Source organism: Limosilactobacillus albertensis (genome assembly GCF_014145555.1).
GTDB classification, from domain to species: Bacteria; Bacillota; Bacilli; order Lactobacillales; family Lactobacillaceae; genus Limosilactobacillus; species Limosilactobacillus albertensis.
The window spans coordinates 1-226 of sequence record NZ_JACIVD010000028.1 but is presented as its reverse complement, the minus strand read 5'-3'; the positions used below and the strand labels follow the sequence as shown (position 1 = coordinate 226).

The following is a 226-nucleotide window of genomic DNA, read 5'->3' as shown; positions in this document are numbered from 1 at the left end:
CTCACCAAGCAGTGTTCGCCGTACAATTAAAGAACGCATCAAACCGCATTATCGAATGGCTAAGCTGCCACAAAACCTGTGCTTTGATGAATTTCGTTCAGTTAAATCCATAATGTCTTTCATCTGTTGTGATAGCGAAACCCATCAGCTAGTCGCCACTCTCCATGACCGGCTATCGCCGTCAATTATTGATTATTTTGAGAACCGCTACTCCAAGAAAGAGCGC

Annotated in this window: 1 pseudogene; it reads left to right on the top strand. The window is 44.2% G+C overall.

The annotated features are described in order from the left end of the window. Positions 1 to 226 (top strand): annotated as a pseudogene (locus H5S41_RS00460) (ISL3 family transposase); the annotation flags it as partial.